The 26,970-nt window shown below is 61.2% G+C and carries 26 protein-coding genes; 12 read left to right on the top strand and 14 right to left on the bottom strand.

All coding sequences use genetic code 11. From position 1 onward, the window contains the following. Positions 1 to 166: 166 nt before the first annotated feature. Positions 167 to 925 (bottom strand): DUF899 domain-containing protein, encoded by a 759-nt coding sequence (locus tag ACY4LX_RS14260; RefSeq protein ID WP_463260596.1) that lies wholly within the window; start codon positions 923 to 925, stop codon positions 167 to 169. A gap of 90 nt (positions 926 to 1,015) precedes the next feature. Here ACY4LX_RS14260 and ACY4LX_RS14265 point away from each other — a divergent pair, with 90 nt between their 5' ends. From ACY4LX_RS14265 to ACY4LX_RS14275, 3 genes are all read left to right on the top strand, one after another. Further along, positions 1,016 to 2,227 carry a helix-turn-helix domain-containing protein gene (locus ACY4LX_RS14265; protein WP_463260294.1) on the top strand — a complete coding sequence of 404 codons (1,212 nt, stop codon included), beginning with the start codon at positions 1,016 to 1,018 and terminating at the stop codon, positions 2,225 to 2,227. Between the two features lie 35 nt (positions 2,228 to 2,262). After that, complete coding sequence (locus ACY4LX_RS14270) at positions 2,263 to 2,892, top strand: Vgb family protein (protein ID WP_463260295.1); 630 nt, start codon at positions 2,263 to 2,265, stop codon at positions 2,890 to 2,892. A 154-nt stretch (positions 2,893 to 3,046) separates the two neighbouring features. Then, positions 3,047 to 3,409 (top strand): hypothetical protein, encoded by a 363-nt coding sequence (locus ACY4LX_RS14275; protein ID WP_463260296.1) that lies wholly within the window; start codon positions 3,047 to 3,049, stop codon positions 3,407 to 3,409. On the opposite strand, the gene ACY4LX_RS14280 is transcribed toward ACY4LX_RS14275, so the two are convergent. The 3 genes from ACY4LX_RS14280 to ACY4LX_RS14290 are packed head-to-tail and all read right to left on the bottom strand — an operon-like array spanning position 3,404 to position 5,671. Then, positions 3,404 to 4,192, bottom strand: coding sequence for an alpha/beta hydrolase (locus tag ACY4LX_RS14280; RefSeq protein ID WP_463260297.1), 789 nt, complete (start codon positions 4,190 to 4,192; stop codon positions 3,404 to 3,406). The two genes, ACY4LX_RS14275 and ACY4LX_RS14280, sit on opposite strands and share 6 nt — an antisense overlap. A 60-nt stretch (positions 4,193 to 4,252) precedes the next feature. Next, entirely contained in the window at positions 4,253 to 5,146 is an 894-nt protein-coding gene (gene yghX, locus ACY4LX_RS14285; protein WP_463260298.1) for a YghX family hydrolase, read from the bottom strand. 24 nt (positions 5,147 to 5,170) lie between these two features. After that, positions 5,171 to 5,671, bottom strand: coding sequence for a transporter suffix domain-containing protein (locus tag ACY4LX_RS14290; protein ID WP_463260299.1), 501 nt, complete (start codon positions 5,669 to 5,671; stop codon positions 5,171 to 5,173). Positions 5,672 to 5,850: 179 nt separating this feature from the next. Between ACY4LX_RS14290 and ACY4LX_RS14295 the strand changes: the two genes are divergently transcribed. From ACY4LX_RS14295 to ACY4LX_RS14305, 3 genes are read left to right on the top strand one after another with little or no spacing between them, the layout of a single operon-like run. Further along, positions 5,851 to 7,368, top strand: coding sequence for an efflux transporter outer membrane subunit (locus ACY4LX_RS14295; RefSeq protein ID WP_463260597.1), 1,518 nt, complete (start codon positions 5,851 to 5,853; stop codon positions 7,366 to 7,368). After that, positions 7,361 to 8,500, top strand: a complete 1,140-nt coding sequence (locus tag ACY4LX_RS14300; protein WP_463260300.1) for an HlyD family secretion protein — start codon at positions 7,361 to 7,363, stop codon at positions 8,498 to 8,500. The genes ACY4LX_RS14295 and ACY4LX_RS14300 overlap by 8 nt, the downstream gene beginning before the upstream one ends. Continuing rightward, positions 8,490 to 9,503 (top strand): DUF2955 domain-containing protein, encoded by a 1,014-nt coding sequence (locus ACY4LX_RS14305; protein ID WP_463260301.1) that lies wholly within the window; start codon positions 8,490 to 8,492, stop codon positions 9,501 to 9,503. Before ACY4LX_RS14300 ends, ACY4LX_RS14305 begins: the two co-directional genes overlap by 11 nt. Positions 9,504 to 9,685: 182 nt before the next feature. Here ACY4LX_RS14305 and ACY4LX_RS14310 read toward each other — a convergent pair whose 3' ends face one another. Next, positions 9,686 to 13,822 (bottom strand): CheR family methyltransferase, encoded by a 4,137-nt coding sequence (locus ACY4LX_RS14310; RefSeq protein WP_463260302.1) that lies wholly within the window; start codon positions 13,820 to 13,822, stop codon positions 9,686 to 9,688. Between the two features lie 511 nt (positions 13,823 to 14,333). Continuing rightward, positions 14,334 to 16,097 carry an L-lactate permease gene (locus ACY4LX_RS14315; RefSeq protein WP_463260303.1) on the bottom strand — a complete coding sequence of 588 codons (1,764 nt, stop codon included), beginning with the start codon at positions 16,095 to 16,097 and terminating at the stop codon, positions 14,334 to 14,336. Between the two features lie 156 nt (positions 16,098 to 16,253). Here ACY4LX_RS14315 and ACY4LX_RS14320 point away from each other — a divergent pair, with 156 nt between their 5' ends. Beyond that, positions 16,254 to 16,490 carry a hypothetical protein gene (locus ACY4LX_RS14320; protein ID WP_463260304.1) on the top strand — a complete coding sequence of 79 codons (237 nt, stop codon included), beginning with the start codon at positions 16,254 to 16,256 and terminating at the stop codon, positions 16,488 to 16,490. Between the two features lie 20 nt (positions 16,491 to 16,510). Here the strand turns inward: ACY4LX_RS14320 and ACY4LX_RS14325 are convergent, their stop codons facing one another. Further along, complete coding sequence (locus ACY4LX_RS14325; RefSeq protein WP_463260305.1) at positions 16,511 to 17,497, bottom strand: hypothetical protein; 987 nt, start codon at positions 17,495 to 17,497, stop codon at positions 16,511 to 16,513. Positions 17,498 to 17,769: 272 nt separating this feature from the next. Between ACY4LX_RS14325 and ACY4LX_RS14330 the strand changes: the two genes are divergently transcribed. After that, positions 17,770 to 18,024 carry a hypothetical protein gene (locus tag ACY4LX_RS14330; protein ID WP_429514412.1) on the top strand — a complete coding sequence of 85 codons (255 nt, stop codon included), beginning with the start codon at positions 17,770 to 17,772 and terminating at the stop codon, positions 18,022 to 18,024. A gap of 75 nt (positions 18,025 to 18,099) precedes the next feature. After that, positions 18,100 to 19,101 carry a hypothetical protein gene (locus ACY4LX_RS14335; RefSeq protein WP_463260306.1) on the top strand — a complete coding sequence of 334 codons (1,002 nt, stop codon included), beginning with the start codon at positions 18,100 to 18,102 and terminating at the stop codon, positions 19,099 to 19,101. Here ACY4LX_RS14335 and ACY4LX_RS14340 read toward each other — a convergent pair. Both ACY4LX_RS14340 and ACY4LX_RS14345 read right to left on the bottom strand, forming a co-directional pair. Next, on the bottom strand, positions 19,098 to 19,367 hold the full coding sequence (locus ACY4LX_RS14340; RefSeq protein WP_463260307.1) for a hypothetical protein: 270 nt from the start codon (positions 19,365 to 19,367) through the stop codon (positions 19,098 to 19,100). The two genes, ACY4LX_RS14335 and ACY4LX_RS14340, sit on opposite strands and share 4 nt — an antisense overlap. Further along, positions 19,364 to 19,678 (bottom strand): hypothetical protein, encoded by a 315-nt coding sequence (locus ACY4LX_RS14345; protein WP_463260308.1) that lies wholly within the window; start codon positions 19,676 to 19,678, stop codon positions 19,364 to 19,366. The genes ACY4LX_RS14340 and ACY4LX_RS14345 overlap by 4 nt, the downstream gene beginning before the upstream one ends. Before the next feature lie 80 nt (positions 19,679 to 19,758). On the opposite strand from ACY4LX_RS14345, the gene ACY4LX_RS14350 reads away from it, so the two are divergent. Together ACY4LX_RS14350 and ACY4LX_RS14355 are read left to right on the top strand one after the other, a co-directional pair. Beyond that, positions 19,759 to 20,826, top strand: a complete 1,068-nt coding sequence (locus ACY4LX_RS14350) for a hypothetical protein (protein ID WP_463260309.1) — start codon at positions 19,759 to 19,761, stop codon at positions 20,824 to 20,826. A gap of 222 nt (positions 20,827 to 21,048) precedes the next feature. After that, the gene (locus ACY4LX_RS14355; protein ID WP_149658489.1) at positions 21,049 to 21,402 is read left to right on the top strand and encodes a DUF1428 domain-containing protein; all 354 of its coding nucleotides are present in this window, start codon (positions 21,049 to 21,051) and stop codon (positions 21,400 to 21,402) included. 14 nt (positions 21,403 to 21,416) lie between these two features. On the opposite strand, the gene ACY4LX_RS14360 is transcribed toward ACY4LX_RS14355, so the two are convergent. Then, positions 21,417 to 21,611: a hypothetical protein gene (locus tag ACY4LX_RS14360; RefSeq protein ID WP_123409727.1), complete on the bottom strand. Its 195-nt coding sequence runs from the start codon at positions 21,609 to 21,611 to the stop codon at positions 21,417 to 21,419. Between the two features lie 60 nt (positions 21,612 to 21,671). Between ACY4LX_RS14360 and thpR the strand changes: the two genes are divergently transcribed. Further along, complete coding sequence (gene thpR, locus ACY4LX_RS14365; protein ID WP_463260310.1) at positions 21,672 to 22,238, top strand: RNA 2',3'-cyclic phosphodiesterase; 567 nt, start codon at positions 21,672 to 21,674, stop codon at positions 22,236 to 22,238. A gap of 226 nt (positions 22,239 to 22,464) precedes the next feature. On the opposite strand, the gene ACY4LX_RS14370 is transcribed toward thpR, so the two are convergent. The 4 genes from ACY4LX_RS14370 to potA all read right to left on the bottom strand — a co-directional run bounded on the left by ACY4LX_RS14370 (position 22,465) and on the right by potA (position 26,729). After that, entirely contained in the window at positions 22,465 to 23,562 is a 1,098-nt protein-coding gene (locus ACY4LX_RS14370; RefSeq protein WP_463260311.1) for a polyamine ABC transporter substrate-binding protein, read from the bottom strand. Between the two features lie 226 nt (positions 23,563 to 23,788). Further along, positions 23,789 to 24,679 (bottom strand): ABC transporter permease subunit, encoded by an 891-nt coding sequence (locus ACY4LX_RS14375; protein ID WP_149658485.1) that lies wholly within the window; start codon positions 24,677 to 24,679, stop codon positions 23,789 to 23,791. Continuing rightward, complete coding sequence (locus ACY4LX_RS14380) at positions 24,676 to 25,590, bottom strand: ABC transporter permease subunit (RefSeq protein ID WP_123409723.1); 915 nt, start codon at positions 25,588 to 25,590, stop codon at positions 24,676 to 24,678. Before ACY4LX_RS14380 ends, ACY4LX_RS14375 begins: the two co-directional genes overlap by 4 nt. After that, complete coding sequence (potA, locus tag ACY4LX_RS14385) at positions 25,587 to 26,729, bottom strand: polyamine ABC transporter ATP-binding protein (protein ID WP_133835963.1); 1,143 nt, start codon at positions 26,727 to 26,729, stop codon at positions 25,587 to 25,589. Before potA ends, ACY4LX_RS14380 begins: the two co-directional genes overlap by 4 nt. Between the last annotated feature and the right edge of the window lie 241 nt (positions 26,730 to 26,970).

Here is a 26,970-nt window from a genome sequence, read left to right on the forward strand (position 1 = left end):
GGTTTCGATGAGGGCGTCAAAAATGCGCTGGTTTTAAGGGCCTCTTCGCGGGCAAGCCTCGCTCCTACAGGTTTTGTGGTGGCCGCGGGATTTTCGAACACCGCGAAACCCTGTAGGAGCGAGGCTTGCCCGCGAAGACGTCAGCCCAGACACCCAAAATCCCTGATCAACTGTACTCATCATGCCGCCGCCACCAAGGCCCTTGTTCATGCCTGCCCAACGGCGCCCGATCCAGCCACTGATACATCCCCCACAACCCGTCCAGCCCACGGGCATAGGTGGAATAGGTGTGATAAATCACGCCGTCCTCACGCACAAACGCACTCAACCCCGGCCGGTCCCGCGAATAGGTGGGCGCGTCGGTGCCACAGGTCGCCGCGAACTGCTCGACTGGCTCGGGGACCTGCGATTCATCCATCGCATGGCCACCGCGTTGATAGTTGTATTCGATCGTTCCTTCACGCTGCTGCGCCTCGGTGAACGACACATTGAAGTCGGCCGTGAAATCGCTGTCCGGCGCCGACGCCCAGGGAAACGTCCAGCCCATCCGCTGCCGGTACGCCAGCAGTTTCGCCAACGGTGCGCGGGACACGGCCATCAGCGTCACGTCGTGGTGCGCCAGGTGCGTGACGATGCCGTCAAACCCATCGGCAATCGCCGAGCAGGACGGGCAGCCCGCCGTGTAATCGGGGCCGAACATGAAGTGATAGACCAATAGTTGCGAGCGCCCCTCGAACAGCGTGTCCAGCGTCGCCGGACCGTGCTCGGTGTCGAAACGGTACGCCTTGTCGACCCGCACCCAGGGCAGCGCCTGACGTTGTCGGGCGAGTTCATCGCTGCGGCGGGTCAGGTCCTTCTCGGCTTTGAGCAACTCCAGGCGCGCAGCCAGCCATTGTTCTCGTGTAGCGATCGTGTGCTTGTTCATCATGCTTGCCTCCCATCGGGGTCAGTCATCGTGAGATAGACTAAATTCGGGACTTCGGACGGTGGGAGTGACAAATGTGGCGCGATTCAGATGGATGCGCTGATCACGGCGGCGGCGCGAGCGCTGGCGGCGGGTGATCCTCTCGGTGCGCTGAACCGGGTGGCCTTGCGCGACGATGCGGCAGCGCTGGCACTGCGCGGCATTGCGATGGCGCAGCTCGGTGAGCTGGTGTTGGCCAGGACGCTGGTGCAACGGGCGGCGCGGGCCTTCGGGCCGAAGGAAAGCCTGGCACGGGCGCGCTGTGTGGTCGCCGAGGCCGAGATCGCGCTGGCCTCGCGGGACCTCGGTTGGCCGGTCAAGCAACTCGACATGGCGCGGGTCACGCTTGAGGCACACGGCGATGGCGTCAACGCCGCCCATGCGCGCTATCTGGCAATCCGGCGCTTGTTGCTGATCGGGCAACTGGATGACGCCCAGCAACAACTCAGCGCACTCGACCTCGCGCCACTGCCGCCGGCCTTGCGTGCGGTACATGAACTGGTGGTGGCCGGGATCGCCATGCGCCGCGTGCAATCACAGTCGGCGCGGGCGGCGCTGACCCGGGCGCAAGAGGCCGCACGGCAGGCCGCGATCCCCGCGTTATCCGCCGAAGTCGAACACGCGATCAACCTGTTGAACACCCCGGTCGCCCGGTTGATTGCCCATGGCCAGGAGCGCCCCTTGTTACTGGACGAGGTTGAAGCCTTGCTCGCTTCAACCGTGCTGGTGGTGGACGCGTGCCGTTACAGCGTGCGCGGCACCGGCATGTCGGTGGCGCTGGGCACGCGCCCGGTGTTGTTCGCCATCGCCCGGGCCCTGGCCGAAGCCTGGCCTGCCGACGTGTCGAGAGAAGCCCTGATCGCCTGGGCCTTTCGCCTGAAACTCAGTGACGAGTCCCATCGCGCCCGGCTGCGCGTTGAAGTCGGGCGATTACGCGCGGCCCTTGAACCGTTGGCCAGCGTGACCGCGACCCCGCGCGGCTACGCGCTGGTGGCGAGTGACGTTGTGCTGCTGGCACCACCGGTCGAAGAAAAATACGCCACGGTGTTTGCCGTCCTCGCCGACGGTGAATCCTGGTCCAGCTCGGCCCTGGCGCTGGCCCTCGGCACCAGCCAACGCACGGTGCAACGGACCCTCGACACCCTGGCGGCGGACGGCAAGGTGCAGTCGTTCGGGCGCGGACGGGCGCGGCGCTGGATGACACCGCCAGTGCCGGGTTTCGCGACGACTTTGTTACTCACGGCGCCGTTGCCCAGTGCTTAGGATCACCTCACCAACCCCGTGACGAGGAACACCTCATGAAACACTCAGCAGCCGAAATCATCCGTGAATATGGACCCTTTGCCGGTGTCGACGCCGTGCATGGCGTGAGCTGGGACGGCCAGCATGTGTGGTTCGCCAGCGGCGAAAAACTCAACGCCCTCGACCCGGCCAGCGGCCAGACCGTGCGCTCGATCGATGTCACCGCCGATGCCGGTACCGCATTCGATGGTGAGCATCTGTTCCAGATCGCCGCCGACCGCATCCAGAAAATCGACCCCAAGACCGGCCGCGTGCTCCACACCATCCCCGCCCCCGGCAACAGCGACTCCGGCCTGACCTGGGCGGAGGGCACGCTGTGGGTTGGGGAATACCGCGACCGCAAGATCCATCAGATCGACCCCGAGACCGGCAAGATTCTGCGCACCCTCGAATCCAACCGGTTTGTCACCGGGGTGACCTGGGTCGAAGGCGCGCTGTGGCATGGCACCTGGGAGGGCGACGAGAGCGAGTTGCGCCAGGTCGACCCGGCCACCGGGGATGTGCTGGAAAGCGTGAAGATGCCGGCGGGCGTCGGTGTTTCCGGGCTTGAGTCCGATGGCGCCGATCAGTTTTTCTGCGGCGGCGGAGGCAGCGGCAAGGTGCGGGCGGTGCGTCGGCCGAAATGAGTCGTGCGTTTTTTTCAAGATCAAAAGATCGCAGCCTTCGGCAGCGCCTACAGGGGAAATGCATTCCAGCCGAAGGCTGCGATCTTTGACGATTTCATGTGGGTGAAATTTCGTATGATTGGCGCTTCCTCTCGCCAGTCACAAGGATCCACCCATGGCTTTAAGCAAACGCGACCAAACCCACATCGAGCGTCGCCTGGTCGCCACTTTGACTGACGCGTGCGAGACGGCCAAAGCAGAAATCGTCGGTTTCTGCTGGCTGACCCATGAGGTCGATTACAGCGTGTTCCCTTCCAGTTTGCGGGTGATCTGGGTGTTCGATACCGAGGCGCAGAAGGACCAGGCGCTGGCCAGCGGGCAGGGCGAGCGCATGGTCGTGCTGACGGCCACCGCACTCGATGAAGCGCAGGTGCTCGTCAGCCCTGTAGCGGCTCATGTGCAGTTCGACTCAGAAGAACAATGTCAGCGCGTCAACGGCGGAAATTGGCAGCAACGCCTGGCGCGACGCCGTTCATAACCCGGCGCCAATCAACTTGAGGTACTCGGGGCTTTCAGAAATGGAATTGTGCCCCACCCCCGCAATCACCTTCATCGACGCCACACCCTGGATGAACTGGCCATAGAGCCGCACCGTGCTTGAACGGGGGATCACTTCGTCATGTTCCGCCGCGATCAACAGGGTCGGCACGCTGATGTGCGCCGCGTATTTCGCCGAATCAAACGTGTCCTTCAACAACCACTTCACCGGAAACATCGGGTACTGGCGGATGCCGAGTTCCAGCAGGCTGTTATAGGGCGTAACCAGGATCAGCCGCGCCGCCGGGCGTTGGCTGGCCAGGCGGATCGCCACGCCCGTGCCGAGGCTGCGACCGACCACGGCCACCTGCGGGTGTTCGGCGTAAACCCGGTCAAACAAATCCAGGGCATCACGGGCAATGGCCTCCTCGGAGGGCGACCCGGAACTGCCGCCGAAGCCCCGGTAGTGCAACAGGTAGATCGCTTGATCCGGGAAGGCTGCGGAAAACGAAGGCAGGTTTTGCGAGACATCCTCGGCATTGCCGCCGAAGTAGATCAACGCCTTGGGGCCGTCGTGGGGGCGGACCGACACCTGTAAGTTTGCGTCTGCCACCGCCAACGTGAGCACGCTGTCGGGTGGGGCATAGGTGCTGGGTTGCGGGAAATAGATGAGCGCGCGCTGAAACACGAACAACGCCACGCAGAGCAGCAGGTAGAGGGCTGCAATCGATACGAGGACGTACACCAGGATTCGTGACATGAGGCTGACTTTTCTGGGAGACAACCGCAGTCTAGTCCAACGCCAGATCAAAAGATCGCAGCTTTCGGCGGCTCCTACGTGGGTCTATGTCCCCTGTAAATACCGCTTGAACCACTCCAGCGTCCGGCCCCACGCAAGCTTGGCGGCGGCCTCATCGTAACGAGGCGTGGAGTCGTTATGAAATCCATGATTCACCCCAGGGTAAATGTAAGCCTCATAGGTCTTGCCCGCGGCTTTCAGCGCTTGCTCGAACGCCGGCCAGCCTTCGTTGATGCGGTTATCCAGTTCGCCGTAGTGCAGCATCAGTGGTGCCTTGATTCGTGGCACGTCTTTGGACTCGGGCTGACGACCATAAAAAGACACCGCCGCGCCCAACTCCGGATAGGCCACGGCCGCCGCATTGACGACACCGCCGCCGTAACAGAACCCGGTGATGCCGACTTTGCCGGTGCCCGCCGCGTGATTCATCAGCCACTCGATGGCGGCGAAGAAATCGTTCATGAGTTTTTCCGGGTCGACGGTCTGTTGCAGCTCCCGGCCCTTGTCGTCGTTGCCGGGGTAGCCACCGACCGAGGTCAGGCCATCCGGGGCGAGGGCGATGAACCCGGCCTTGGCCACGCGTCGGGCGACGTCCTCGATGTACGGGTTGAGCCCACGGTTCTCGTGCACAACCACCACCGCCGGCACCTTGCCCGTGGCTTTCGCCGGGCGCACCAGGTAACCACGAACCTGGCCGTGGCCCTTGGGTGACGGGTAGGTGATGTACTCGGCGAGGATGTCCGGGTCGGTGAATTCCACTTGCTCGGCCAGGGCGTAATTTGGGCTCAGGGCGGCGAGCAGGGCGGACGCGGTCAAGCCGCCCAGGGCGAACAACGCCGCGCGGTCGAGGAACTCGCGGCGGTTGATCTGACCATGCACGTAGTAGTCGTAGAGTTCCAGTAACTCGGGGGCGAAGTCTTTGGCGGTCAGACGGCTCATTGGCGTGCTTCCTGTCGATGCTTGCTAGGCATTGGCCACTTTGGCAGTGCGGATGAACAGCGCGCGTACCTTGTCCCAGAAGTTGCCCCCCAATACAAAAAAACTGCCGATCAACATCAGGTCGCCCAGTAATTGAAGTTGCCACAGGTTCGGCCGCAACCCCGGCCAAATGCTGTCGACGTAGGGTTCGAGAAACGCCGAAATCAGCGGCAGGCAGAACATCACCAGGCCGATACGATGCCGAACCGGGCCCACTTCGGTTTCCGCGCTGGGCGCCAGCGACGTCACGTAGCCGAACACGCTGCGCTTCAATTGCTGGAACCCGGCCTTGCCCATGACCGCGATCACCAGGATCAGCAAGACCTTGTTACTGATAAACAGCACGCCAGTCAGTGCCGCGACCCTGGAGCCCGGCACTCCGACGGCCGCCGCGAGCGGCACCATCAGCCATGACCCCAGCATCAAACACAAAATCACGATGCCCAGTTTGAAGCGCCAGCCGGCGGAGTGGGGTTGGGTGGTCATGAGCGTTGCACCTTTTTGACAGATCGCCGTGGTTTTAGGGGCCCTTGGAAAGCGTAGCAGCTGACTCGCAGACGTGAGCAAGTCGGCAGCGTGTTTGCGGCCGCTCGATTTTCTTTCGGGCGACTATGCTCCAGTCATCTTCCTTGGCCGGGAAACCATCCATGCCTTTACGTGCCGCCATGCTGATCCGGTCGGGACCGCTCCTGCTGCTGCTCGGCCTCGGCGGCTGCGCGCGCGTGGGGCCCGACTTTCAGCCGCCCGGCGAGGAATGGGTCAAGCACTGGAGCACACCGGCACTGGAGCAATCCAGCGAGCGGGGCGCGAGCCCGGACCTGCGCCAGTGGTGGCAAGTGTTCAATGACCCGGTGCTCGACCAGTTGATCACCGACGCGGATGCACACAATTCCAGCCTGAAAATCGCCGGCCTGCGGGTCATGGAAGCCCGGGCACAATTGGGCATTGCCCAGGCCGGGCGTTACCCGCAATTCCAGCAAGCCAGTGTCGATCTGCTTTACGCGCAGCGCCGGCAGTACAGCGGCAGCAACCCGAAGAACAGCCGGTTCTGGCAATTCAGTGAAGGCTTCGATGTCGGTTGGGAGCTGGACTTCTGGGGCCGTTTCAGTCGGGCCATCGAGTCCTCGGATGCCAGCTACTTCGCCGCCCAGGCCAACTACGAAGACGTGCTGGTGCTGCTGCGCGCCCAGGTGGCCGACACCTACTTTTCGCTGCGCACCACCGAAGCACGACTGCGGGTCGCCCGGGACAACACCCACCAGCAAAAGCGCAGCCTGGAGATTACGCGCAAGCTGTTCGCCAGCGGCCAGACCGCCGAACTCGACCTGCAACAGGCCAAGACCCAATACCTTGGCACCCTGGCCAGCATCCCCAGCCTCGAAGACCAACTGCATCGCACCCGCAATGCCCTGTCGGTGCTGACCGGGCAGGCGCCGGGTGAGCTGCCGCAAGTGACGGCCAATGAAGAACTGATCCCGCTGCTCGACCGCGCCGTGCTGCAGGACGTGCCGGCCAATTTGCTGCTGCGTCGCCCGGATGTGCGCGCCGCTGAGCTGAACGTCGCCGCGCAATCGGCGCTGATCGGCGTGGCCGTGAGTGATTTTTATCCGTCGCTGACCTTGCTCGGCAGCATCGTCTGGACCGCCAGTTCCGTGGGCGGCACGCCGAACAACCTGGATGTTGTCGGCGGCCCGAGCCTGCGCTGGAACCTGTTCGATCACGGCCAGATCAGCAACAACGTGCGGGTCCAGGACGCGCGTTTGCAGCAGTTGATCGAGTCCTATCGCGACACCGTGCGCCAGGCCGCCCGTGAAGCCGACGATGCCGCCAGCGGCTTGAGCCAATCCCTGGAGCGCGAACGCATCCTGCGCCAGGCCGAGGTGGCGGCCCAGCGCTCGCTGGTGCTGGCCCGCGCGCAATACAGCGAAGGTTTTTCAGACTTCCAGCGAGTGCTGGATGCGCAACGGGCGCTGCTCGAACAACAGGACAATTACCTGGTCAGCCGCAGCAATGCCGTCAGTAATCTGATCGCCCTGTACAAGGCTCTCGGCGGTGGCTGGTACGCCGCCCAGCCCATCCTCGATCGCGCCACGCAAAAGCAAATGGAAAAACGCACGGACTGGGGCGACCTGCTCGACGAATCCAGTCTTACCCCGTCCGACAAGGTGAACAACCATGAGTGAAGTCGCGCCGCCCTCTACTGAAGCGCCTGTTGCAAAGGCGCCAGCGCCGGCCGCCGATCCGGCCAGGAAAGGCATCAAGTGGGTGTTGCTGCTGATCCTGCTCAGCCTCGCCTGGTACGTGCTGGCGGACCGCTTCACGCCTTACACGCAGCAGGCGCGGGTCGGGGCGTTTGTCATTCCGGTGGCCTCGGAAGTGGCGGGGCGGGTGGTCCGGGTGAATGTGCGCAACAACCAGGACGTGCGGGCCGGGGACATTCTGTTCGAGGTCGATCCGCAGCCGTACCAGATCGCCGTTGACCGCGCCCGCGCCGACCTCGAATCGACCCGGCGCCAAATCGGCGCCAGCACCGCCGGCATCGCTGCGGCGCAAGCCTCGTTGCGCGCAGCCCAGGCCAACGAACTCAAGACGCGCCAGGATAATCAGCGGCTCGAAGGCTTGTACCGCGCCGATAAAGGCACAGTGTCGGTGCGCCTGCTGGAAGTGTCGCGGGCCAATCTCGAACAGGCCTCCAGCCAGGTCGCTGCCGCCGAAGCCGAAGTGCAGCGGGCCAAAGAGCAGGAGGGCGGCAGCGAGGCGGATAACGCCGTGCTGCGTAGCGCCGCGACCGCGTTGTCGAAAGCAGAACTGGATTTGGCCAACACCCGCATCGGCGCGCGATCGGCCGGGCTGATCACCGACCTGCGCACCGATGTCGGCCAGTTCGCCGCCGCCGGCAGCCCGGTGATGACCCTGATCGCGATCCACGACGTGTGGATCAGTGCCGACATGACCGAGAACAACCTCGGCCTGGTCAAACCCGATACGCGGGTGGCCATTGTGCTGGATGCCTTGCCCGGCGAAGTGTTCGGCGGCCGGGTGCGCAGTGTCGGGTACGGTGTCAGTGTCGGCCCGGGGACCACGCCCGGCACTTTGCCGAGCGTGCAGAACAGCCGCGACTGGCTGCGTCCGGCCCAGCGCTTTCCGGTGGTGATCGAGTTCGATGAGGACGCCTTGAACGCCCTGCGCGACAGCCGTTCGATCCGCGCGGGCGGGCAGGCCGAAGTCATGGCGTTCCCGGCATCGGGCAATCCGTTGAACCCGCTCGGCCGAGTGTTCTTGAGTGTGATGAGTTGGCTGTCGTATGCCTACTAAGCGCACGGTTCGCGATCAGCGTGCTCTGCGTCTGGCCACGGGCACGGCACTGTGCCTCGCAGCCAGTTTCGGCTTGGCCTTGCCGATTCCGTTTCTCGCGCCCGTGCTGGCGCTGCTGTTCCTGGCCACGCTCAATCAGCCGCTGCCGCTCAAGGCCGGGGTGGTGCTGGCACTGGTGGCGATGCTGACCACCGGCGTCGGCTTGTTGTTGCTGCCGTTGCTGCGCTATTACCCGGCCAGTGGATTGCTGCTGATTGGTGTCGGGTTGTTTGGGGTGTTTCGCTTTGGCCTGCGCGGTGGCAATAACCTGATCGTGACCTTTCTGGTGATCGGCCTGACCATGATTTCCGCGGCCGGCACCGCCAGTTTTGAACTGGCGGCGATGGTGATCGGCGCGTTGGTCAAGGGCTTGCTACTAGCGGTGCTGGTGGTGACGTTGAGTCATGGTCTGTTTCCCGAGCCAGCCAATGCGCCGCCGTCGCCCGCCGCGCCGATGCTCGCCACCGAAGACATCGACCGGGTGGCGTTGCGCGCCACGCTGATCGTATTGCCGGCGTTCCTGCTGGCGCTGATCGACCCGGCCAGCTACCTGCCGATCATCCTCAAAGCGGTCAGCCTCGGTCAGCAAAGCTCCACCACCACCGCGCGCAACGCCGGGCGTGAGTTGCTTGGTTCGACGCTACTGGGCGGTGTGCTGGCGATCCTGTTCTGGTGCGCCCTGAGCCTGTTCGTGCACCTGTGGATGTTCTTCCTGTGGATGCTGCTGTTCGGCCTGGTGCTGGCGCGCAAACTCTACGCCCTGAGCCCGACCCGGTTCAGCCCGGGGTTCTGGCTCAATACGCTGATCACGCTGATCATTTTGCTGGGCCAGTCGGTGCAGGACAGCGCGGCCGGCAAGGACGTCTACACCGCGTTTGCGGTGCGCATGGGGTTGTTTATCGGGGTGACGGTGTATGCGTGCTGGATGGTTCATGTGCTTGAGCCGCGCCGTCTAGAGGCCTAAGCGATTCTGTGGCGAGGGAGCTTGCTCCCGCTCGGCTGCGAAGCAGTCGTAAAACCGGTGAACGCGGTGTACCTGGTACATAGCGGTGACTGGTTTTGGGGCCGCTTCGCGACCCAGCGGGAGCAAGCGCCCTCGCCACAGGTTTGGGGGGCGTCTTCAAAAAGGGGACTGATCTATTTAAATCAATCCAATCGCGTCTGCCTCAGCTCTTCAATCGTCTCGATCAGCGCGTCATAGGACACCGGTTTGCCCAAGTGCCGGTCGAAACCGGATTTGCGGGTTTTTTCGACGTCGCTTTGCGCGCCATAACCGGTCAAGGCAATCGCTGGCACCGGCTTGATATGCGGCAGTTCACGCAGGGCGCGCATCAGCTCATAGCCGTTCATGCCAGGCATGCCCACGTCGGAGACCACCAGGTCATATTGCCCGGTCTGGGCGGCTTCCAGTGCCCGGTGTGGTTCAGCGAAGGCGATGACTTGGGCATCTTCCATTTCCAGCAGCATCTTCATCGTGTCCAGCACGTCCCGCGAGTCGTCCACCAGCAACACGGTGAGGCCGGCCAGACGTCCGGACTGTTCGCCGGGCTTGGTCGATGGCGTCACTTTGTCATGGGGCTGGCTCAAGGGCAGGCGGACGGTAAAGGTGCAACCCAGGCCCAGCCCTGGAGAGGAGACCTCGACACTGCCACCATGGGCCTCGGTCAATTGCCGCACCAGCGACAGGCCGATCCCCAACCCGTTACGGTGATGGGTCGCGTGCTGATTGGCCGCTTGACCGAACAGGTCGAATACTTCATCCAGACTTTCGGTGCTCAAACCTACTCCGCTGTCCTGCACATCGAGCCGGGCCATGCCCGCTTCGCGGGTGGCGATCAAGCGAATCTGGCCACTTCCCGGGGTGAATTTCAGGGCGTTGTTCACCAGGTTCCAGATGATTTGTTCGACCCGGGTCGGGTCAGCATCGATGACCAACGCTTCAGGCAGTTGCAGCGTCACGTCGACGCCAGGATGGGCATTGGTCACCACCTGATACACATCGCGCAGCATCCGGTTCAAATCCACGACACTGCGCTTGAGCCGCAGCTTGCCGGTGCGTACCCGGGCCACATCGAGCAGATCATCGATGATCCGGGCCTGGCTGCTCACCGCGTCGCAAATGGTGTTGACCGCTTTTTCCGCCGGCGCCGTCGACTTGATCAGCGGCAGGCGCCGCAGCAGTTCGGCGTTGAGCTGAATCAGGTTCAGCGGGTGCTTGAGTTCGTGGGACATCACCGCAAAGAACTCATCCTTCAAATGGCTGCTGCTCTGGGTTTCCGCCAGTTGCTGGTTCTGTTCTTCATGCAGGCGCTTGTGCCCGGTCAGGTCCCGGGCAATTTTTACGTAGCCCTGGAGGTTGTCGCCGCGCAGCAGGGTGACTTCGCCGCTGCAGAAGAAGCGGCTGCCGTCCTTGCGCAGGTGCCAGCGTTCGTCTTCGTTGCGGCCATTGATGCGCACCGTCGACAGCTCGGTTTCAGGTACGCCGGCAGCACGATCTTCTTCGGAGAAAATGAAGTCGTAATAGGCGCCTTCGGCCTCGAATTTTTTGTAGCCGAAGATCAATTCCGCGCCTTTGTTCCAAGTGGTGATGATGCCCAGTTCATCGAGGGTGATGATCGCGTAGTCGCGGGTGCTTTCGGCGACCAGGCGCATGCGTTCTTCACCCAGGCGCAGCTCTTCTTCGGCGGCATGGCGCTTGGTGATGTCGATGAACGTCAGCACGGTGCCGTCGATGTGGTCGGCGCTGGAGCGGTAAGGCAGGAGGCGGGCGATGTACCAGCGATTGTCGGTGCTGCTGACTTCGCGCTCGATCATGTTCAAGGATTCGAACACCAGCGCCGCGTCGCCCGCCAGGTCTTCGTAGTCCAGGCGATGGGTGATGTCGAGCAGCGAGCGCCCGGTGTCCACGGGCAACATGCTGAAGATATCGGTGGCCCGTGGCGTGAACCATTTGATGCGCATGCTGCTGTCGACAAACACCGTGGCAATGTCGGTGGAGGCGATCAGGTTGGTCAGGTAGTCATTGATCTTGTCGGTTTCTTCGACTTTGGTTTTCAGCTCGAAGTTGACCGTCAGCAGCTCTTCGTTGATCGACTGCAACTCTTCCTTGCTGGTTTCCAGCTCTTCGGTGGCCGAGCGCAGTTCTTCGTTGATCGCCTGCATTTCTTCGTTGGAGGCCTTGAGCTCTTCGCTGGAGACTTCCGATTGTTCGATGGTGTCCTGCAACTGCAATTTGGTGCGTTGCAGTTCCCGTTCAAGGTTGGACAGCACCTGGTTTTCGGTTTGCAGCACTGTGGAATTCGAGACTTCCGACGGGTCGACTTCGACCTCTTCGAACATCAGCAGCACGCACTCGCTCTCCGACTCTTCGTCACGGTAGGGGTGGGCCGCGAGGTCGACGCGGTAGCTGCGATCCTCACGCTTGATCGCCACCGTGCGCGACTTGACCATCTGGCTGCCTTGCTGCGCCTGGAACAGTGTGGTGCGCACTTCCAGGCGCAATTCCGGAAGGATCAGCGTCAACAGGTTGCGCGACAACTCGCCGCCGACATGCCGCAGGAAACGCCCCGCGCTGTCGCTCATGTGCAGGATGTCGGCATTGGCGTCGACGATCATGCTCGGCGGCGCCGAGTTTTCCAGGGCGCGTTGGTGAATGTCGGCAAACGACAGTTTGCGCGGCTTCTGGCTGGTTGGGGGCTGGCGGGTAATGTCGGTTCGCACATAGCCTCCACGGGGCATGGTCGGGGGGCGTCGGCTACTGCCGGTGCCGGTCTTGGCCCGGAAGATCCGGTTGCGTTTGTCGACCGGGGCAAACAGGTCGTGGCAGGCATCCGCGCTCTCGGACGTGCCCAGGAACAGGAAGCCACCCGGGCGCAGGGCAAAGTGGAACATCTGCAGGATTTCCCGTTGGACCTCGCGGTCCAGGTAGATTAGCAGATTGCGACAGACGATCAGGTCCATGTGCGAAAACGGTGGATCGGACAACAGGCTGTGCTTGGCAAACAGGACCTTTTCGCGCAGCTCTTTACGAATCCGGTAGTGCTGGTTTTCTTTGGCGAAATAGTGACGCAATCGCGTGGGCGGTACATCGGTGATGATCGCTTGCGGGTACAGCCCGCTGCGCCCGATGCTGATGGCACGCTCGTCGATATCAGTGGCAAACAACTGCAACGATGCCTGGCTTGAGTCCAGTTGCATCTGATCGTTGACCAGCATCGCCAGGCTGTAAACCTCTTCGCCGGTGGAGCAGCCCGCCGACCAGATGCGGATTTCTTCTTTTTCCGGGTGGGCCGAGATGGCCGCGCTGACCAGTTGCGGCACCACGTCGCGTTCCAGCGCTTCGAAGGCCTCGCGGTCGCGGAAGAAATTGGTCACGCCGATCAGCATGTCGGCCAGCAACGCCTTGGTTTCTTCGGGGCTGCTCACCAGATAGCGATAGTAGGCGGCCAGGTCCGGTTGCGCGGTGACCTGCATCCGCCGCTCGATGCGCCGTAACACGGTGGCGCGCTTGTAGTGCTTGAAATCGTGGCCGGTGCCGGCGCGCAACTGGATCAGCACGTCACGCAACAACTGTTCGGCCGCCACCGCGTCGCGCTCGGCGACCGAAGCGATGGTTTGCAGATCGGGGTCGTTGGCCGTGGGCAGGGAAATCGCCTTGGCGTTGCGCCACAACTCCAGCAACTTTTGCGGCATTTCCACGACGGGTAGTACCAGGTCGACCATCTGGGTGTCGATGGCCGCCTGGGGCATGCCGTCGAACTCGGCGTCTTCCGGCGCCTGGGCCAGGGTCACGCCGCCTTGTTCCTTGATCCGCGACAAACCGACCGCGCCATCCGAACCGGTGCCGGACAACACCAGGCAAAACGCTCGTTCACGGTGCACATCGGCGAGGTCGCGGAAAAACAGATCGATGGCGCAAGTCCGCCCCAGGCGCGGGTCGGAGGGGCTGACCTCAAGGTAACCGTCGTTCATCGACAGTCGATGGGCGGGAGAAATCACGTACACGTGGTTACGTTCGATAGCCACCTTTTCGGTGACCTGCAGGACCGGCATCTGGGTCGATTCCTGGATGATCTTGTCGGCACTGCTTTCGTGATCCGGCGACAGGTGCAGGATGATCACGAACGCCATGCCGTTGTCCTGGGGCATGTTTTCGAAAAACAATTTGATCGCTTGCAGGCCCCCGGCGGACGCACCAATGCCGACGACACCAAAATCGAGTGGGTGCAGCGGGTGTTGCTCGGACTGGGCAACTTGGGTTGTCGAGTCGGGTGAATTCGTCATGGATAGGTGCCTTGAAAAGGCGACGTCCAGGCGCCGCGGCAAAATGGTGAGGCGGCTCCTGCCTTGGGAATCATCGGCAGGGCTATTTATATTCAGCAGTCGGGATTAGTGACATGCAGGCCAATAACGCAAATCGGGCGGCCGGGAAATTTAGCATTCTATTCGCAATTGGGGTGGACGTTTTGTGGAGGATTGAGTCGGCCAATCAATACCCTCCGGGCGCGCGAGCTCAGCCTTTTAAGCTTAGCCGATTATCAAGGGATAAGCTGCGAGTGAGAAGGTTCCCTGTCGCTTGGAACCAAGGTGCTCAATGGCAAGCCGTACACACAACCTGTGGCGAGGGAGCTTGCTCCCGCTGGGTCGCGAAGCGGCCCCAAAAGCAGTCGCCGCGGTGTATCAGGTACACCGCGTTCACCGGTTTTACGACTGCTTCGCAGCCGAGCGGGAGCAAGCTCCCTCGCCACAACAAAGATCCACCGCAAGCTCCCTCACCACAGGGGATCGGGTTGTCTCAGTGCCCGCCCACCACCATATGGCTGAACGGCGCCACATACGCCTGCAACGTCACCAGCCCGCCAACCAGGATCGCCAGCACGATGGAGTGGAAGAATACGTAACGCAGAATCTCCCCTTCATGCCCATACCAGCGGGTTGCCGTGGAGGCGACCACGATGGACTGGGCATCGACCATCTTGCCCATGACCCCACCGGAACTGTTCGCCGCGGCCATCAACACCGGACTGATCCCCAGTTGCTCGGAAGTCACCCGTTGCAAGCCGCCGAACAGCACGTTGGAAGCCGTATCGGAACCGGTCAGCGCCACGCCGAGCCAGCCGAGCAGGGTGCCGAACATCGGGTAGAAAATCCCCGTGGCGGCGAAGGCCAGGCCCATGGTGGCGTCCAGTCCCGAGTAGCGCGTGAGGTAGCCGAGGGCAAGCATCGCCGCAATGGTGATCAACGAATACCGTACCACCCACAAGGTGCGCAGGTACTGGCGCGCCAATTGCGGAATCGAATAACCCATCAGCAACCCACCGAGGATCGCCGCGAAGAAAATGCCGCTGCCGGTGGCGGTGAACCAGGTGAACTTGTAGATCGCGTCCTCGGTTTTCGGCGTCGATACGACCGGCGGTACTTTCTCGACTTGCTGGTGCAGGGTGGTGAAGGTCAGGGCCGGGGAGAAGATCGGATTGGCCTCACGCAACGGTTTGCCCTGCGGATCGAGGGTGGCGGAGTGGGTTTGTGGATCGATCACGGCGCGGGTGTCGAACATGTTTTTGAAGCCCTGGGTGCCCCAGGCGAACACGAACACTGTGAGGATGATCCACGGCATCCACGCGCGCATGACCGCCGGTTTGGCATCCCCGGAAAACGTCGCACTGGCTTCGGGTTTTTGCTCATGCTCCGGGTCGATTTTCGAGTTGTCGACGCTCCCCGACAGCGCCGCCGAAGTGTGCACGGTGGCCGGTTTCCACACCTTGAGGAATCCGGTCAGGCACGCCATGGAAATCAGCGCGGCGATCACATCCACCAGCATCGGCCCGTGGTAATTGGAGACGAGGAACTGCGGCACGGCAAAACTGACCCCAGCCACCAGAATCGGCGGCCAGATTTCCAGCATCTTGCGCCAACCGGCGAAGGCCCAGATCAACCAGAACGGCACCAGCACCGAGAAGAACGGCAACTGCCGCCCGACCATCATCGACAGCTCCATCTCATCCAGCCCGGTGACCTTGGCCAGGGTGATGATCGGGGTGCCGAGGGCGCCGAAGGCTACCGGCGCAGTGTTCGCGATCAGCGCCAGGCCAGAGGCGGCCAGCGGCGAGAAACCCAGGCCGATCAGAATCGCCCCGGTCACCGCCACCGGCGTGCCGAACCCGGCCGCGCCTTCGAAGAATGCGCCGAAGCAGAAGGCGATCAGCAGCAATTGCAGACGCCGGTCGTCGGTGATGCGTGCGAGGGAATCCTGCAGCACTTTGAACGAGCCGTTCTCGGTGGTCAGTCGGTGCAGGAAGATGATGTTGAGCACGATCCAGCCAATCGGCAGCAGCCCGTTGGCCGCGCCGAACAGCGCCGCCGTACCGGCCATGTTCGCCGGCATGCCGAAGGCGAAAATGGCGATCAGCAAGGCTGAGGCCAGGGCCAGCAGCGCCGCCAGGTGCGCCTTGACATGGAAAAACGCCAGGGAGGCCAGCATCACCACCACCGGCACTGCGGCCATGATGGTTGATAACACCGGGTTGCCGAACGGGTCGTAGATTTGCTGCCAGACCATGTTCCACCTCTGCTTTTTATTGTTGGAGGCGCAGATCCTTTGCGGGTTGGTTGCGTGGAGTATAGGTGGCATTTGGCCGCTGTCTTGGCGACCGTTTTCGCTGAGCTAACATCACTCAAGCGTGATTCGTTCATCCATAAGAAGAGGAATGCAGTAATGACCGAGCGCCATATGGTCCACACGGAAACCCTGTCCAATAGCTGCAAGATCGAGGTCAAGGCCAGGATATTGAGGGATGGTTCGCTGGAGATGTTTATCGGCGTCTACCAGCCGAACGGCGCGGTGATTGTGGAAGACCATGCGCCGAAGCCGCATCTGTTGGATATGGAAGCTGCGTTTGATTGGGCCATCGAAAAGGCCCGGACCATCGGCAACAGTCAGAAAACGTTGTAATGCGCAGTGTTGATCGGGGATTACACCGCCACAACTTGTCGCTTGAATTTCAGATACAGAGTCATCCCATGGTTGACGTAGGTCGTCGTCTTCTCAGGGTCTTGCTTCTTCGGGGCCTTGTTGCGGGTAACATTCGCTGTCTTCCAAACGCCGAAGGCGATGACTTCGGTATTCGCGGGATATTGCTGTAGCCAGGTTGCATCGCTATGGCCGATGCTGACAGGGTAGGTCATTACTTCACCCGTAGTGCTTTCGAAGTAGTTCACTTGATGCAAGTTGAGAAAGTTGTTCTTCGCCCCGGGTTTGACGGCAGAAAAGTCCTCGACCGTGCCTACTAATGCGAAAGGGTGACACTGGTCGCCGCGTGATTTGAGCATTGCCCATGCTTGCGCATAGCGGTTGCGCTCGAATAAAAACTCACTCCAACTGATCTCTTTGTTACCAAACTTCAGCCTCAGGTTGTCGCGCAGAACCTCATCGGTCTCACAGCGCTCACGAAGTTTGAGTATGTCAGTCGTTGTGCGCAGGTAGCTGTCCATCTGGATGTCAGTGGCCTGGTAAACGGTAGGCTGGCGAGATTGTCCGGAGCCTTGGGCTGCACCGCTTGAGTTTGCTGCTCCCGACAACTTTTTCCCGCCTAGACGATTGTGCAGCACCAGCACACGCAAGTCGGTTTTTCCCTTATTGAGGGCGCTGGTGAAATTGCGGTCTGATTGATTTGCAATGATTGAATTAAGAATTCCCTGCGCATCATTTAGGCAACCTGGTTGGTGGCCGGAGGTGGCACCGGCAGTCAACCCAATATATGCGGCGATGTCCGATGGCTGGTTGCTGCTGGCGTTGCGCAAACCCCTCGGGACAAACCTGACTGGCGTCAGGCAGTTGCCACCATTGCAGAACAACGCAGGGATCGTTTGCGAATTGTCGTGGCGGATTTGCAGTGACTCAAGCGTGTGAAGTTGATTCTGACTGTCGACGGCGGACAGCATTTTGATGCCTCTGCTCATGCGCAGATACTCCCTGTAAGGCGGAAAAATGGTGTCGCATCTTAGCGTCTAAGCCTCGCAGGCGAACAATGAATTCGTTTTTGCAAAGGGGCGTACAAATGGAGCATTGCGGTTTGTTAGCGTGGCAATGGATCTGTGAAATGAGCCGTAAGTGGATCTAGTGGTAGGGCCATTGAGGTCATAGGATGCTCACACATCCTGATCAATCGGCCGGTTGTCAGATCCCGATCAAAAATTCCAAGAGCGTTTTCCTTAACCGAAAACGGATCCTCATGAAGTTAATCCTGAGTTATTCGGCTGCCTGGAAATCGGTTGCCGTCATGCTGTCGGCTGCACTGTTATCCGCCTGCGAACCGCCCACCCGCGTGGACTTTATCAAGTACCCGTCGTTGCGGCAGAAGTGGTCGATGATCTGCGATGCCCGCAGTAACGCCGCTGAACTCAACGCCAAGGGTTGCGACAACTTGCGTCAGTGGCAGAGCGCCAATCAACAGCCCGGTTTGATGAATCAGAACTTGGGCAAATGAGGGCCGGATGGACGCATTAGTAGCCCTTTAGTAGCATCGGCCATTCTCAGCGTTCAGGCGCATCAAGGATGATCCATGTCAGCTTTCCCACCGCGCATGTGGCCAATGATCGCCCTATGCGCATTGCTCAGCGGTTGCAGCCTCAACGGCTCCTATCCCGAGGTCGTTGACCCCAATCCCGCCAAACTGCGTTTTGTCGCCAACGTCGACAATGCCAGCCTCATGCTGTTCACCGCTGAACGCTGCCAGGGCTACACCACGGGTGTGCTCAATAATGTGTTTGCCCGCGACACTTCGCGGCGGGTGGGCATGAGCTTTGCGCCGCCGGCCGATGCTCGGGGCTACCTGGAAATCAAGCTCAAGCCCGAACAACCGGCCTTTCTGATGGTGTGCGGTTCGCCGGCGTTCAACCTCACGCCTGCGCCCGGCGCTGAATATGAGCTGAAGGTCGATTCCGTGAAATCCCGATGCGTGGCGTCCTTGCAGCAGGTCGAGCGGGTGGACGGCAAGACGCTGCGCACCTCGCTGCCGCTGGAGCACAAGGGCCTGGCCGCTTGCACGGGGACATCGCCGATCTTCCCGGTGGTGCCATTACCCGATACGCCGCAGCGCGTGGTGATGATTGATCGCATCATCAATGCCAGCGTGACGGCGGACATGAAAGTCGACTCCGCCGAGGTGACGCGTCTGCGTAGGCCGCCCGATAAACTGGAGCAGCAGATCAGCACGCGCAAGGCGCAGTTGTGGTTCACTTTTCCGGAGGAATACTGGGCTCAATACCGACGCAACTTCAGGACCTTCGATCATGAGATGAGCCAGGTCAACGCGCAGGCATTGGCGCGTTATCGGGAGGAGTTTGGGTTGCGCTTGCGACAGTACGATGATCAGACGCTCGACACGTGGCAGGGGCCAGTCGCTGAGCAACTGACCCAGGCGATGCGCGAGTTTTACCTCAGCACTGACACCCGGCTGGCGCATCAGGCGTTCCGTCGTTTGGTTACGCCCATGGCGGAGCTGGACGACCAATACGGTGTTTGCCTGCGTTCAATGTCGTGCTGGAAATGGAATGTGCACTAAAACGTGAAGCTGCGAGACGAGCGGGGTGCGTGCTGCGCCAACTCGACGTCAAGCAGATGCTCGACCAGCACATCATTCAAGAAGCGGAACTGATCATTCAGCCCGACCACTTCGTTACTGAAGTGGTTGGCGGCGGCCGGCATCAGCAAGTCTTCGAACTGTGGGTCGAACACCAGCGCGATCTCTTTGCGAGACACCACCTGTTGAGAATAGTAGTTGCTGCCGAACACCGGGAAACTCACGGCCAGGGTAACGATGCGGATCATGACGGGTGCTCCTCAGTGGTGCCGATGTCCAGGAAAAAGCGCGAAAACAGGGTCAGCGTGACGGCGGTCAGGGCCAGGCAGGTCAGCAGATGGATCAACATGATGTGCCCCTCCGATGCGGGGTTTGCGTTGGGTATGGGCTGATCCTGCGCCGGACGGTTTTTTTGCGGAAGGCGTTCGTTACGATGGTGGATATCGACGGTAATGATGGTGAAGGTTTTTTCATAGACGACGGTGCCAAATCTGTAGGAGCGAGGCTTGCCCGCGAAGAGGCCCGCAACAACACCAACGATCTCCAGACGAACGGCCAAAACCCTCAATCTATACTCAACTCAATAGTCTTATAAGCACCGGACATTTCGTTCGGGAGCGCCTTTAGGACACCGCGATCTTGAACCTGCGTTCGCTGATCGTCGCCGTGATGCTGGTGTTGGCGGGGTGCGCCACGTCGACGCGAGCCCCGGAGGTGGCGCCGGTCGTGGTGGTGTCGCCCAGCACCTGGCAGCAGGTGGACCGGGAGATCGTCGCGGCGTCGCAATCGGCCACCGAGCAGACCAAGATCTACGCGCGTGGCGCCATGGATTATTGGCGCACGCGGGTCTATCAACTGACCGAAGAAAACTTCATTCCCTGGTTCAGCAGTTACTGGACCCAGGAATGGCTGTCGATGAAGGTCAGTTGGTACACGCTCAGCGCCGCGGGCGAGCAGGACGCCTCAGCCAAGCGTTTGGCGGACTACCTGCTGGAGCAATACCAGCAGCGCGTGCTGGCGCCGGTTGCCGTGGAAATCGATCCCGACGCGATTCTCGGCCTGGCTACGGCCTTCTACGTCGACATACTCCAGGAAGAATTGCAGAAGATTTCCCAACGTCACGGCATACCGATGGCGCAGCTCAACGGTCGCCTGCAGAAAATCCCCGCCATCGCCCTCGGCCCCCCTTCGGCCCGGGACGCCTCGCTCTATCAGGTCGTGCACACCCAGCCGCTGAACACGTTGCCAGCCTATGCGGCGCTGATCGACAAGATCCACAAGGCGGGCGGGGACAAGGGCGTGGATTCGACCGACACCGCCATGGCGCCGGTGGCCAAGCGCGCCAGCCAGCGGATGGAGGCCGAGCTGCCCTCGCGGGGGGCCGCCAGTGCGGTGGCTGCGGCGGCGGGCAAACTGGCCGGCGGGTTGATCACCATTGGGGTCGCCGGGATTCGCGCGATTATCCGGGCCAATGACCGGCCAGACAGCGAGGCGCTGATTCGCAGCAGTTTGGGCAACACCTTCGACAAGGCCTGGGCCAAGCTGGTGCAGAACCCGACGACCGGCGTCATGGCGGGCACGCTGTACCTGGCCGCGCAGATCGAGGGCAACCTGGCGGGGAGCGCTGAAGTACCGTCGGTCAGCTCGAGCGGTGGTGCTGTCGATTGGAGCCCGACAGAATCGACTACTCAGCAGGTCAACCCCTGACCAGTGCCGCAAGGGCTGAACACAGTCCCTGAGGTGGCCATATAACCTGTGGCGAGGGGGCTTGCCCCCGTTGGGTCGCGAAGCGTCCCAAAAATCAGTCGTCGCAGTTCTTCAGGTACACCGCGTTGGCTGGTTTTACAACTGCTTCGCAGCCGAACGGGGGCGAGCGCCCTCGCCACAGAGGCAGTGTTCACAACGCCCTAACCCAGCAGGAGAACGACCATGTCCTACATCGACGGCCTGATCGCCGCAGTCCCCACCGCCAACCGCGAAAAATTCATCAAGCACGCCGAGGTCGCCGCCAAGATCTTCAAAGAGGCCGGCGCCCTGAGCATTACTGAATGCTGGGGCGATGACGTGCCCGACGGCAAGGTGACCTCGTTTCCGATGGCGGTGAAACTCAAGGAAGACGAAACCGTGATCTTTTCCTGGATCGTCTGGCCCGACAAGGCCACCCGCGATGCCGGGATGCAGAAAGTCATGGTCGATCCGCGCATGCAACAGGACGTCAACCCGATGCCGTTCGACGGCCAGCGCATGGTCTTTGGCGGCTTCAACGTTGTGCTGCAAGCGTAACCACCACCGCGGGATCACTCGTGCGCCGGGGTGATCCTGCAACTCTTGCGGTTGCGGATCTCGTTGTCCGTCGGTCGCTCCCGCACGAACTCGAAACGCGGCTCACCTTCGCTATAGTGAACCAGCCAGCCCCATTCCAGCTCGGCCTCGTCCTGACCGGGTTGCGGCGGCATCGCCCACCATGGCTCTTTGCTGATGATCTCTCGCATGGCGCCCTCCGGTTGATTCGGTTGGTTCAACTATAACGTGCATGTCAGGAGGTGCCAGGCGTGAGCGACGAATCCCATGAGCCGCTCAAGCGGCTGTTCTTCGCCTTGAGCTGCGCCCCCGAGCCGCGCCGGAAGATTGCCCAGTGGCGCAGCGCGCTGCAACTGCGCAGCGGACGGCCGGTGCCGGCGGAAAACTTTCACCTGACCTTGATGTTTCTGGGCGCGGTGGGCGTGGCGCAGATTGCCGAGCTCTGCACGGCGGCGGCGAATGTGCGGGTGCCGGGCGCGCCGTTGCGGGTGTTACTGGATCGAGTGGATGTCTGGCGCAAGCATGGGGTTCTGGTGCTTGTGCCGCAGCAGGCGCCAGCGGAGTTGTTGCGGCTGGTTTACGCGTTGGAACAGGCGATGTTGCCGTTCGGGTTTGAGGATTCGCCGAAGGAATTCAGGCCGCATCTGACCTTGATGCGCGACTATCGATTGCCAGTGCCTGAGTCCTCGACGCCACCAGAATTTGTGTTGCGGGCCGAGCATTTCACACTGTTCGAATCCCACAAGGGTCATTACCGAGCGCTGGCCGAATGGCCTCTGGTGTCTCAGGACCAAAAAAAGGCGCCCGAGGGCGCCTGAAATTCACCTTAACCGAGGAGCCAGGTGAGGCCGTTCGCAGGAGGTGCAGCGGTGGTAAGGCGCTGCGTGAACGGAAGAAGGGAAAACAGCTATCACATGATCGTTCCCACGCTCCGCGTGGGAATGCCTCCACGGACGCTCCGCGTTCGGCTCTGGATGGGACGCGGAGCGTCCCGGGCTGCATTCCCACGCAGAGCGTGGGAACGATCGGCGATCGGGGTGTCAGTTATTTACCGAGTTTCACGCGGGTCCAGCCCCGGGTCATCACGCGTTGAACGCCAATCGGCATGTCCGGAATCGCATACAACGTCGCCATAACGGCCAGGGACGGATACGACCCCGGATCATTGCGAATCGCTTCATCCACCAACGGCGTCGCCGCCGCGTTGGCATTGCTGTAGCCGATGTTATTGGTGATCTCGGCGATGATGTCCGGGCGCATCAGGAAGTTCATGAACAGGTAGGCATTCTCGACGTTGGCCGCGTCCCGGGGGATGGCGACCATGTCGTAGAAACTGCCGGCGCCTTCTTTCGGGATGCTGTAGTCGATCTTCACCAGGTCGCCGGCCTCTTTGGCCCGGGCCTTGGCTTGCAACACGTCGCCGGAGTAACCGACGGCCACGCAGATGTTGCCGTTGGCCAGATCGGAGATGTATTTCGAGGAATGGAAGTACGCCACCGACGGCCGAATCTTCATGAACAGCGCTTCGGCTTCAGCAATCTGCGCCTTGTCCTGGGAGTTCACCGGGTAGCCCAGGTAGTGCAGGGCGGCCGGGAGCATCTCGGTCGGCGAATCGAGGAAACTGATGCCGCAGGCTTTGAGTTTTTCCGCGTTTTCCGGTTTGAACAGCAGGTCCCAGGAGTTGGTCGGCGCATTGTCCCCGAGCACTTCCTTGACCTTGGCCGGGTTGAAACCGATGCCGATCGAGCCCCACATATACGGGAAGGCGTGACCGTTGTCCGGGTCGCTGGCCGAAGCGTTTTTCAGCAGCACCGGGTTGAGGTTTTTCCAGTTCGGCAGCTTCGATTTGTCCAGCGTCTGATAGACGCCGGCCTTGATCTGCTTGGCCAGGAAACTGTTGGACGGCACCACGATGTCGTAGCCGGATTTACCCGCGAGCAGGCGTGCCTCAAGGGTTTCGTTGCTGTCGAACACATCGTAGGTCACGCGGATGCCGGTCTCGTCTTCGAACTTCTTGACCGTGTCCGCGGCGATGTAATCCGACCAGTTATAGACGCGCAGCACCTTGTCGTTGGCCTGGGCGCCGGTGGTGATCGCGCCCACTAAGGACAGTGTCAGCAGAGTCCTGCCAAACATTTTCATCGGTACAACTCCATTCTTCTTATTCAAAAACACAAAACGTTTGGCGAGTGAGCTTTTGTGGCGAAGGGGCTTGCCCCCGTTGGGTCGCGAAGCGGCCCCAAAACCTGCAACCGAGGTGTATCAGGTACACCGCGTTCACTGGTTTTACGACTGCTTCGCAGCCGAACGGGGGCAAGAAGCCCCCTCGCCACAGGGAAAGTGTTCACCTGACAGGGCATGTGTCCACTTAACTGAGAGCCGTCGCTTCGACTCGTTGATTGTTCTGCGGCTGCCACGACTCGCTGGCCGTCTGGTCCATCGCTTCCTGAATCGCTCGTTTGCGGGTGGCTTCGGCGCGGCGGCTGAAGTACCAGACCATGAACGTCACAATCGAAACCGCCAACAGAATCAAACTGGCCACAGCGTTGATCTCAGGTTTAACCCCCAAACGCACCGCCGAGAACACTTCCATCGGCAAGGTCGTCGACCCCGGACCCGACACGAAACTCGCCAACACCAAGTCATCCAGCGACAAGGCAAACGACATCATCCCGCCCGCCGCCAACGAGGGCGCGATCATCGGAATGGTGATCAGGAAGAACACCTTCAACGGCCGCGCACCCAGGTCCATCGCCGCTTCTTCAATCGACAGATCCAGCTCACGTAAACGTGCCGAAACTACCACCGCCACATACGCGGCGCAGAACGTCGTGTGCGCAATCCAGATCGTCACCAGGCCGCGTTCCTTCGGCCAACCGAGCAACTGCGCCATGGCCACGAACAGCAGCAACAGCGACAGACCGGTGATCACTTCCGGCATCACCAACGGCGCCGTCACCAGCCCACCAAACAGCGTGCGACCTTTGAAGCGAGTCACGCGCGTCAGCACAAACGCCGCCAAGGTCCCCAGCGCCACCGCTGCAATCGCCGTGTAGCAGGCAATCTCCAGCGAACGCACCACCGAGCCCATCAGTTGCGTGTTGTCGAGCAAGCCGACGTACCACTTCACCGACCAGCCGCCCCACACCGTCACCAGTTTCGAGGCGTTGAACGAGTAGATCACCAGGATCAGCATCGGCAGGTAGATGAACGACAGGCCGAAAATCAGCATGAACTTTGAAAATCCGAAGCGTTTCATCCCCGTGCCTCCATCTCTTTGGCCTGGCTGCGGTTGAACAGCAGAATCGGCACAATCAGGATCAACAGCATCACCACCGCCAGGGCAGACGCCACCGGCCAGTCGCGGTTATTGAAGAACTCTTGCCACAGCACACGCCCGATCATCAGGGTCTCCGGGCCACCCAACAGCTCCGGAATCACGAACTCACCGACCACCGGAATGAACACCAGCATGCAGCCGGCGATGATGCCGTTCTTGGCCAGCGGCACGGTGATTTTCCAGAAGTTGTTGAAGTTGCTCGAACCCAGGTCCGACGCGGCTTCCAACAGGCTTTCATCGTGCTTGACCAGGTTGGCGTACAGCGGCAACACCATAAACGGCAGGTAGGCGTAAACCACCCCGATGTAGACCGCCGTGTTGGTGTTGAGGATCTCGATCGGCGCCGAGGTCAGCCCGGTCCACATCAGGAACGCGTTGAGCAAACCGTTGTTGCTGAGGATGCCCATCCACGCATAGACGCGGATCAGGATCGCGGTCCAGGTCGGCATCATGATCAGCAGCATCAGGACGTTTTGCGTTTCCTTTTTCGCCTTGGTAATCGCGTAGGCCATCGGGAAGCCGATCACCAGGCACATCACAGTGCTGAGCAGCGCCACTTTCAGCGAGCCGAGGTACGCCGAGATGTACAACTCATCCTGGGTCAGCAGGCTGTAGTTGCCGAGGTTGAGCAGCAGCTGGAATTTCTGCTCGGCGAAGGTGTAGATCTCGGAGTAGGGCGGAATCGCCAGCGCCGCTTCGGAGAAGCTGATCTTCATCACCAGAAAGAACGGCAACATGAAGAACAGGAACAGCCAGATGAACGGAATGCCGATCACCACTTTGCGCCCGCTGGGGACCAGTCTCAGGAATTGCTGATTGAAGGTTTTCATGAGCGCAGTACCACGCCGCTGTCGTCTTCCCACCACACGTAGACCTGATCGTCCCAGGTCGGACGCGCGCCCCGGCGTTCGGCGTTGGCCATGAACGACTGCACGACTTTGCCGCCCGGCAGTTCGACGTAGAACACCGAGTGGCCGCCGAGGTAGGCGATGTCATGCACCTTGCCTTTGGACCAGTTGTAGCGCTGCTCCGGCTTGAGGGTGCTGACGAGCATTTTTTCCGGGCGGATGGCGTAAGTGATCGTCTTGTCCTGCACCGAGGTGCTGACGCCGTGACCGACGTAAATCTTCTGCTCCAGGTCCGGGCTGTGGATGATCGCGTGACCTTCCAGGTCCTCGACCACGGTGCCGTCGAACGCGTTCACGTTGCCGATGAACTCGCAGACCATGCGGCTGACCGGTGCTTCGTAGATGTCCACCGGGCTGCCGATCTGGGCGATCCAGCCCAGGTGCATGATCGCGATACGTTCGGCCATGGTCATGGCTTCTTCCTGGTCATGGGTCACCATCACGCAGGTCACGCCGACCCGCTCGATGATCTGCACCAGTTCCAGTTGCATCTGCGAGCGCAGCTTTTTATCCAGCGCGCCCATGGGTTCGTCGAGCAGCAACAGCTTCGGACGTTTGGCCAGGGAGCGGGCGAGGGCGACGCGCTGACGCTGGCCGCCGGACAACTGATGGGGTTTGCGTTTGGCGTATTGGGTCATGTGCACCAGGCGCAGCATCTCCTCCACACGGGCGTCGATTTCGCTGGCGGACAACCGATCCTGCTTCAGGCCGAAGGCGATGTTCTGCGCCACCGTCATGTGCGGGAACAGCGCGTAGGACTGGAACATCATGTTGATCGGCCGCTCGTAGGGCGGCATGTCGGTGATGTCGACACCGTCGAGCAAGATCCGTCCTTCGGTCGGGCGCTCGAAACCGGCGAGCATGCGCAGCAGGGTCGATTTGCCCGAGCCGGAACCACCCAGCAGGGCGAAGATTTCGCCTTGATGGATCTCCAGGGACACATCGTCCACGGCGGTGGTTTCGTCGAACTTCTTGGTGACCCGGTCGATTTTCACCAACACCTTTTTCGGTGCCTGGTGACCTTCAAGAGCCTTCCTGTAAGTGCTGGAGGCATTTGCCATGTGAAACTCCCAACAGGTTTCAGTCGTCGGGCCAACGCGGCCTGACTTAATAGTTGATTGCAAGCCCGTGTCGTACGGTGCCAATCCATTCAAACGCGGTCCCTTGTAGGAGCGAGGCTTGCCCGCGAAGACGGCGTGTCAGTCGCCATCATCGTTGCCTGATACACCGCTTTCGCGGGCAAGCCTCGCTCCTACAGGGGTATTGCGTTTGGTTCGCTGGCCCATACCGCTCGGGCTTATT

Source organism: Pseudomonas sp. Emmai, from assembly GCF_055179735.1.